The organism is Halomonas sp. LMYGS-3 (genome assembly GCF_059509875.1).
The window spans coordinates 25994-34185 of the sequence record NZ_JCAKFQ010000034.1; the positions used below are offsets into that span (position 1 = coordinate 25994).

The following is an 8192-nucleotide window of genomic DNA, read 5'->3' on the forward strand; positions in this document are numbered from 1 at the left end:
ACTCAGCGCTCGAGGGCCACCGCGTCGCTCCGTGCGTCGTGGTGATGGACATGCACGTCGCGCTGGGGGAAGGGAATGCTGATGCCCTCGGCGTCGAAGCGGCGCTTGATCTCCTCCGTCATCTCCCAGTAGACGTCCCAGTAGTCCGCCGCCGGTACCCAGGGGCGGACGATCCAGTCGACGCTCGATTCCCCCATGGCGTTCATGCGGATATTGGGCGCCGGGGTCTCGAGCACGCGGGCATCGTCGGTGACCACCGCCTGGAGCACCCGGCGCACGGTGTCGATATCGTCGTCGTAGCCGACGCTGACCGTGAGATCCACCCGGCGCGTGTCATGGGCAGAGTAGTTGGTGATGGCGCCGTTCATCATCTGGCCGTTGGGCACGATGATCCGGCGATTGTCGCCGGTCTTCAGTTCGGTGGTGAAGATCTGCACGTTGTCGACCACCCCGGCGACGCCGCCCGCCTCGACGAAGTCACCGATCTTGTAGGGGCGGAAGATGATCACCAGGACCCCCGCGGCGAAGTTGGCCAGCGAGCCCTGCAATGCCAGCCCCACCGCCAGGCCGGCGGCACCGATCACCGCGATGAGCGAAGTGGTCTGGATCCCGACCTGGTTGATCGCCGCCAGTACCACGAAGACCAGCAGCAACACATAGAGGATGTTGCCGAGGAACTTGATCAGCAGGGGGTCGAGCCTGCTGCGCTCCATGGCCCGCAGCGCCAGACGATGCACCGCCTTGACCACCCAGCGCCCGATCACGAAGATCGCGACGGCCCCCACCAGGTTGACGATGAGATTGGTGCCCTGCAGTTGCAGGTAGTTGCTTATCCATTGCAGATCCATGTTCCCTCCTGGCTAACGTGATCCCGGATGCCCCGGTGGGTCATCCCGCCCTTCTTTATGGTTCGCTTTCAGGCGATCCGCCAGCCAGGCGCGCTTGGCCGGGGCGGCGAGCCGCTTCACGGCGGCCTCGAGGCGAAGCGCCTCGGCCCGGCTGCCCACCACCTCGTGGTGCACCAGCCGCAAGGGGCCTCGACCGCGTAGGGCCTTGGCGCCGCGGCCGGCATCGTGCTCGGCCAGGCGTCGCACCACGTCGGTGGTGATGCCGGTATAGAGGGCACCGCCGGCGGTCTCGATCAGGTAGAGGGACCACCGCGGCGGCGCCGCGGCGTCATCCGGGGTGGGACTCACCTGACCCCGGCCAGTTGTTCGCGGAAGTCGCGGATCACGCTGTCGTAGCGGTGCGGGTCGGCCTCGTTGCCGGCCTTGAACACCGCCGACCCGGCGACGAAGGTATCGGCCCCGGCCCGGGCGATCTCGGCGATGTTCTCGACCTTGACGCCACCGTCGATCTCGAGACGGATATCGAACCCCGTGGCGTCAATACGGCGTCGTGCCGAGCGCAGCTTGTCCAGGGTGCCGGGCAGGAACGACTGGCCCCCGAAGCCGGGATTGACGCTCATCAGCAGGATCATGTCGACCTTGTCCATCACGTGGTCGAGGAACGACAGCGGCGTGGCCGGATTGAACACCAGCCCCGCCTTGCAGCCGCCGTCGCGGATCAGCTGCAGCGAGCGGTCGATGTGGTCCGAGGCCTCCGGGTGGAAGGTGATGTAGGTGGCCCCGGCGTCGATGAAGTCGCTGATCAGGCGATCCACGGGCTTGACCATCAGGTGCGCGTCGATGGGCGCCGTCACGCCGTGCTTCCTCAGCGCCTCGCAGACCATGGGCCCGATGGTCAGGTTGGGCACGTAATGGTTGTCCATCACGTCGAAGTGGACGATATCGGCGCCGGAAGCCAGCACATTGTCCACCTCCTCGCCCAGGCGCGCGAAGTCGGCAGAGAGGATCGAGGGGGCGATGAGGAAGTCGCGGGTCGCGTCGGGCATGGGGATTCCATCCGGTTCTGTGGTGCGGTGCTGAAACGCCCATTCTACCAGCCCGGCCCGCCTCCGTGTGACTCACCGCAGGCAGGCCAAGCCATGGCTTCCGGTATTCTCGAGCAATGCCCCTCCGCCGCTCGGTTGGCCGTCCACTGCCGTGACATGCCGGTGACGCGTCCACGCGCCAGCAGGCTGACGGAGACGTAGGTGATGGCCGAGACCACACAACCTAGCAGCGGACCAGGTAGCCCTCGGCGCGCAGGCCCTCGGTGACCTCGAGGATGCTCTCCCTGAGGGTCTCGGCGACGAAGTCGACGTCCTCGCGGGTCAGGATCAGGGTCGGCGAGAGGATGTTCATATGCGCCAGGGGGCGCACGATCAGGCCGCGCTTCTGGCAGGCCTCGGCGATGCGATTGCCCACCTTGGCCGCTGGGTCGATCAGTTCCTTGGTCGCCTTGTCGGCCACGTTCTCCAGGCACATCATGAACTTGCGACCACGCACGTCACCCACCAGGTCGAGCTCGCCAAGCTCGCGGATGCGTGCCTCGAAGTAGGCGCCCACCTCCTTCACATGCTCGCAGATGCCCTCGCGCTCGATGATCTCGATGTTCTTCAGCGCCGCGGCACAGCTCACCGGGTGGCCGGAGTAGGTGAAGCCGTGGGTGAAGATGGCGCCCTCGGCCTGGGGCTCGCTGATCACCTCGTAGAGGCGGTCGGAGAAGATGGTGGCGCCCAGCGGCAGGTAGCCGGAGGTGAGGCCCTTGGCGCAGGTGATGATGTCCGGAACGATGTCGAACTCGTCCTCGGAGGCGAACATATGCCCGAGGCGGCCGAAGGCGGTGACCACCTCGTCGGAGACGTAGAGGACGTCGTACTTGCGGCACACCTCGAGGGTCGCCTTGTGGTAGCCCTTGGGCGGCACGATCACCCCGCCGGCGCCCATGATCGGCTCGGCGAAGAAGGCGGCCACGTTGTCCGGGCCGATCTCGAGGATCTTGTCCTCGAGCTCCTGCACCTTCTGGCGGCAGAACGCCTCCTCGCTGAGCCCCGGGTCGCGACGATAGGGGTTGGGGCAGGAGATGTGGTGCACCAGCTGCTCGTCGATATCGAAGCCGATATGGTCGACCTTGACCCCGGTGATCGACATGGCCATGTAGGTGCTGCCGTGGTAGCCGTCGATGCGCGAGATGATCTGCTTCTTGGTGGGCTTGCCCAGCTGGTTGAAGTAGAAGTGGATCAGGCGCACCGCGGTGTCGTTGGCCACCGACCCGCCGCAGCCGTAGAAGACGTGGTTGAGGTCCCCCGGGGCCAGCTCGGCCAGCTTGGCGGCGAGCTTGGCCGCCGGCGGCGTGGTGTGGTGACCGAAGGTGGAGAAGTAGGGAATGGCACAGATCTGCTCCGCCACCGCCTCGGCGATCTCCTTGCGGCCATAGCCGATATTGACGCACCACAGGCCGCCGATGCCGTCCAGGTAGCGCTTGCCGTCGGCGTCCTGGATGGAGACCCCATCGGCGCAGGTGAAGACCATGGAACCGGTCTCCTTGAAGGTGGAGAAGTCGGTCCAGGGGTGCATGAAGTGATCGCGATCGGCTTCCCAGACGTTCTGCTTCTCGGCGGCGTCGACGGCGGCCAGGTTGGGGTTGAGGCTGTTCATGGGTCACTCCTGTTCGTTCGGGGGTCGTGCGGTGGTTCGTGGGGGCTAGGCGTGGCGTCGGGCCGGTGACCCGACGCCGGATCTCGTGATCAGTCGTTGCGCGCTTGGCTTCCGGTGTCGGCCATCAGCGCATCCAGGGGCTCGGGGCGGAACAGCGGCTTCTTCATTACGCCCTTGATCCAGACGATGGCCACCAGGCTGACGATGCCCAGCACCACCCCCGCACTGGTGAAGATCCAGGCGGTCAGCTCGGGGGCCGGCGAGGCATAGACGATGGCGTAGACCATGCCGGCGATACCGATCACCTGGGGCAGCGGGTAGAAGGGCGTGCGGAAGGGGCGCTTGGCGTCGGGGTAGCGGCGACGCAGGGCGATCACGTTGACGTGGGCGATGATGTAGGCGAGCAGCCAGGCAATGGCGGCGGCCACCAGCAGCAGGCCCACGGTGCCCGGATCATTGCCCCAGATCAGCAGCGGCAGGCCGGTGACGCCGGCAATGAACAGCACCGCCACCCAGGGCACCCGGCTCTTCGGCGTCAGCCGACCGAGGGTCGGGAAGACCTGGCCCTGCTCGGCCATGCCCTGCAGCATGCGCGGCACCGAGGCCAGGGAGGTATTGAGGGTGCTGCAGGTGGCGGTGACCGCCGCCACGGCGAGCAGAAAGGTGCCGGAGCCGCCGAAGGCCGCGGTGGCATACGCCAGGTGGGGCAGCTCGGCGTTGATCAGGGTCTCGCGGGGAATGTAGAAGAGCGCACCCAGGCAGTAGAGCAGGAAGACGCCGAAGATCACCGTCAGGCCGATAAACATGGCGCGGGGAATGTTGCGCGCCGGATTGCGGCTCTCCCCCACCAGCGGGCAGACGAACTCCACCCCCACATAGCCCCAGATGGCCAGGGCGATCAGGGTCAGGGCGCCGTCGCCCAGGTTGAACTCGCCGAAGATCTGACCCGCAGGGATCTCGTGGGGCGCGAAGCCGCCGGTCAGGGCGCTGACACCGAGCATCGTCAGGGCCACCACCATCACGAAGGCCAGCAGGTTCTGCAGCTTGGCGAAGACATCGATCCCCAGCAGGTTGAGCACCGTGAAGAGGCCGAGCAGCCCGAAGGCGATCCACAGGCCGCCCCCCAGGCCGGGATAGAGCACCCCCAACAGGTAGTTGACCAGCAATAGCTCCGCGGAGAGCGCGAACATCGCCACCACCACATAGCCGGAGAAGACCGCGAGGATCGCCGGGAAGTGGCCGAGAGCCACCTCGGTGTAGGCGCTCAAACTACCGGCCCGGGGAATCATCAGCGACAGCTCCGAGAAGGAGGCGGCATAGCAGAGCGCCAGCACCCAGGCGATGGCCAGGGGCACGATGAAGGCGGCACCGGCGATGCCGACCCCCTGGAGCATGATCACCATCACGCCCTGGGACACCACCAGGCCCACCGCCACGGCGAGCAGTGATTTCATGCCCAGGGCGGCGCGGGGCTTGGCGGTCGAAAAGGCCGCGCCGGGCGCGGCGGCATGGGTGGTCTGTGTCTCTTGCATTGTCGTCACCTAATTATTGTTGTGCCCTCAATGGGAAAAGCGCCCCTCGATGCCGAGGGGCAGCGCGCTGCGAAGGGGTTACAGGCGGATCCAGGTGGTCTTGAGCTGCGTGAACTTGTCCAGCGCATGCAGGGAGAGGTCCCGGCCGAAGCCGGACTGCTTGTAACCGCCGAAGGGCGTGCTGAAGTCGATGGCATCCACGGTGTTGACCGAGACGGTGCCGGCCCGCAGACGCCGGGAGACTCGGTGGGCCCTGGAAAGGTCGCGGGTCCACACCGAGGCGGCCAGGCCGTAGATGGAATCGTTGGCGATGGACACCGCCTCGTCCTCGTCGGCGAACTCGATCAGTGCCGCCACCGGGCCGAAGATCTCCTCCCGGGCGATGGTCATCTGCGGCGTCACGCCCTCGAAGAGGGTCGGTGAGACGAAGGCGCCCTCGGCATCCGCCACCGGCGCCTCGCCCAGGGCGAGCCTGGCGCCCTCCTCCACGCCCAGGCGGATAAAGCCGCGCACCCTCTGGGCGTGGTCGTTGTCGATCAGCGAGCCGACGTTGGTCTCCGGGTCGAGGGGGTCGCCCACCTTGAGCTTGGCGGCCGCCGCGACGAAGTGGGCCACGAAGGCTTCCTTGATGTCGCGCTGCACCAGGATCCGCGAGTTGGCGGAGCACACCTCGCCCTGGTTGAAATAGATGCCCTGCACCGCGGCGGCGGCGGCGGCCTCTACATCGCAGTCGGCGAAGATCAGGTTGGGGCTCTTGCCGCCGCACTCCAGCCACACCTGCTTCATGTTCGAGCGAGCGGCATAGTCGAGGAAACGCTTGCCGGTGGCGGTGGAGCCGGTAAAGGTCAGGCAGTCCACGTCCATGTGCAGGCCCAGCGCCTGGCCGGTGATATGACCATGGCCGGGCAGCACATTGAAGACGCCGTCGGGCAGGCCCGCCTGCTGGGCCAGCTCGGCCAGGCGCAGCCCGGTCAGCGGCGACTGCTCCGCCGGCTTGAGGATCACGCTGTTGCCGGCGGCCAGGGCCGGGGCCAGCTTCCAGGCGGTGATATCCAGGGGGAAGTTCCAGGGAATCACCGCCGCCACCACGCCGAGCGCTTCCCGGGTGATGGTGGCCAGGTTGTCGCCATCGGTGGGCGCCACTTCGCCATACAGCTTGTCGGTGGCCTCGGCATACCAGGCGAAACAGCCCGCAGCGCCGGGGATATCGATGCCGTGGGCATCGCGGATCGGCTTGCCGGTGTCCAGGGTCTCGAGTAGCGCCAGCTCGTCCTGGTGCTCCATCATCAGCGCCGCCAGGCGCTGCAGTACCGCCTTGCGATGGGCCGGCGCGGCCTGGGACCAGGTGCCCGCCTCGAAGCTCGCCCGGGCCGCGGCCACCGCCGCATTGACCTCCACCTCGCCACAGGCGGCGACCTCGGTGAGGGCCTCGCCGGTGGCCGGGTTCCAGGTGGTCAGGGTGCCGCCGTCGGAGGCGTCCACCCGCCGACCATCGATGAAGGCCCCGGAGGGCAGGGTCAGCCGGCTGCGCAGGTCACGCCAGTGGGAAAGATCGTGTGCCGCCATGGGAATCACTCCAGGGTCAGGGATGTTGTTGTTCGGAGGTTCGGGAGCGCGAATCTCCGCCGATGAGTTCACGGTAGCCGCGGCCATTGCTTAACTAAAATATTTTTATACTAACTCCTGCTTCATAATTTCTGATGCAATATCGCCGACAACCACCTGCCGCTCGCCCCGGAGACGGACGACCGCTATTCGGGCTGACCGTTCAGGTGCTGCGGAGGGATTGCCAGGTAGGGCGCCAACTGGGCCAGGGCGGGTACCAGCGACTCGGCGTCGCAGGCCAGGCGATGCATGGCCTCGGCGGCAGGGCTCAGGCGCAGGCCGCGCAGGCAGGCGATGCCCATGGAGAGTGCCGGTCCCTCTTCCTCCAGCATCAACGCCTTGAGCCGCCCCCCGTCGAGCGCCTCCAGGGTGGTCAGGGGGGTATTGAACAGCGAGAAGCCGAAACCGTTGGCCACCAGGCCACGGATCATGTCCATGGACTTGGCACGGTGGGCCACCAAGGGACTGAGTCCCTGGTGGGAGAAGATCGACAGGAAGTACTCGCGGCTCAGCGGCCAGTCGAGCATCACCATGGGGAAGGCCACCAGCTCCGCGAGGCTTACGCTGTCGCGCCCGGCCAGCGGATGCTGGACCGAGACCACTGCATAGGGTGGAAAGCGGTAGAGGGGGGTGAAGTCGATGCTCTCGGGAACCTGCAGGTCGTAGGTGAAGGCGAGCTCGTAGTCCCCCTTGCCGAGCCCCTCGACGATATCCGCCTGGTTCATCTCGTCGCACTGCAGGCTCACCGCCGGATAGCGGTCGGCGTAGCGGCGCAGCAATTGGGGCAGGAAGACCGGGGCGAAGGTGGGGAAAGCGACCAGACGCAGCTCGCCGCCGACCTCCTCGCCCAGGGAGACGGCGAAGCGCTCCAGCCCCTCGGCGTCGCGCAGCAGCTGCTTGGCACGCACCAGCAGTTGCTTGCCGGAAGGGGTCAGGGAGAGCCCCTGGGCATGGTGGCGCACGAAGAGCTGCAGGCCGGTGGTCTCCTCGATCTGCTGGATGGCCGCGGAGATGGAGGGCTGGGAGACGTGAAGCTGGCGCGCGGCCTGGGTGACGCTGCAAAGGTCGCCGGCCACCACGAAGTAGCGCAGCTGCTTGAGGGTAAAGTGACGCATCAACGTGGTTCCGGGCTCGGGGTCTCGAGGCGGCGGCGCCGCCTTGCCCGAGCATACCAAGGCTGGCCCGGGGGCGTTAGCGCCGCCGGCTGCCGCTGCTCTCAATTGCCGTTAGCGACCTATTCCTCCGTTGAGGCCCGGGGCTACCCTGGAGGCGAAGTCCTCGCGGGGCGCGGTAAACCCACGACTTGGCTGATCACCGGCTTGCTAGTGTGGGAGCTCGGGTTCTCCGAGCTCCCACAATGGTATTCACGCCAGAGTGCGATGAACCATTAAATAAATAAGGTAATCCCCCGGCTTTGCCGGGGGACTACCCGAGGTTTGACCGTGTGCTGCGGTCAAAGGGAACCTCCAGTCTCCGCCAAGAGATAGGATGTTCCCAATGAGAGAGTACCAGA

Annotated in this window: 7 protein-coding genes; all 7 read right to left on the reverse strand. The window is 66.6% G+C overall.

Going from position 1 to position 8192, the window contains the following annotated elements; genetic code table 11:
• Positions 1-2: 2 nt before the first annotated feature.
• Positions 3-848, reverse strand: coding sequence for a mechanosensitive ion channel family protein (locus tag AC5W54_RS20340; protein WP_495963921.1), 846 nt, complete (start codon positions 846-848; stop codon positions 3-5).
• A 12-nt stretch (positions 849-860) separates the two neighbouring features.
• Positions 861-1196 (reverse strand): GIY-YIG nuclease family protein, encoded by a 336-nt coding sequence (locus tag AC5W54_RS20345; RefSeq protein ID WP_495963922.1) that lies wholly within the window; start codon positions 1194-1196, stop codon positions 861-863.
• Complete coding sequence (gene rpe / locus AC5W54_RS20350) at positions 1193-1894, reverse strand: ribulose-phosphate 3-epimerase (RefSeq protein ID WP_495963923.1); 702 nt, start codon at positions 1892-1894, stop codon at positions 1193-1195. The genes AC5W54_RS20345 and rpe overlap by 4 nt, the downstream gene beginning before the upstream one ends.
• 223 nt (positions 1895-2117) lie before the next feature.
• Entirely contained in the window at positions 2118-3542 is a 1425-nt protein-coding gene (locus AC5W54_RS20355; RefSeq protein WP_495963924.1) for an aminotransferase, read from the reverse strand.
• Positions 3543-3631: 89 nt separating this feature from the next.
• Positions 3632-5074, reverse strand: coding sequence for an APC family permease (locus AC5W54_RS20360; protein ID WP_495963925.1), 1443 nt, complete (start codon positions 5072-5074; stop codon positions 3632-3634).
• Positions 5075-5152: 78 nt separating this feature from the next.
• Positions 5153-6640: an aldehyde dehydrogenase gene (locus AC5W54_RS20365; protein WP_495963926.1), complete on the reverse strand. Its 1488-nt coding sequence runs from the start codon at positions 6638-6640 to the stop codon at positions 5153-5155.
• A gap of 185 nt (positions 6641-6825) precedes the next feature.
• The gene (locus AC5W54_RS20370) at positions 6826-7794 is read right to left on the reverse strand and encodes a LysR family transcriptional regulator (RefSeq protein ID WP_495963927.1); all 969 of its coding nucleotides are present in this window, start codon (positions 7792-7794) and stop codon (positions 6826-6828) included.
• Positions 7795-8192 lie beyond the last annotated feature (398 nt).